The 243-nt window shown below is 72.4% G+C and carries 1 pseudogene; it reads right to left on the bottom strand.

What is annotated here, in order from left to right:
* Window positions 1-243, bottom strand: a pseudogene (locus BMG07_RS41145) (four-carbon acid sugar kinase family protein); the annotation flags it as partial.

Here is a 243-nt window from a genome sequence, read left to right as displayed (position 1 = left end):
GCGCCAAGAGTTCGCCGCCGGCGCGCGCGAGGGCCTGGGCGTTGATGTCGCGGTCGACCGGCAAAGGATCGGGAGGGCGGGTGCAGGCCAGCACATTGCGACCGCTGGCGAGGCCGTTCGCGATGTCTCGGGCATGGCGTTCCAGCGTGGCGGCATCCCGCTGCGCCATCACTGACGCATCGAGCCACACGGTGTCGAACGACCGTGCCGCCGCGACCTGCCGCGCCGTGACCGGCGACAGGC

It is taken from the genome of Variovorax sp. E3, from assembly GCF_016082275.1.
GTDB lineage: Bacteria > Pseudomonadota > Gammaproteobacteria > Burkholderiales > Burkholderiaceae_C > Variovorax.
This window is presented reverse-complemented; position numbering and strand designations above follow the sequence as displayed.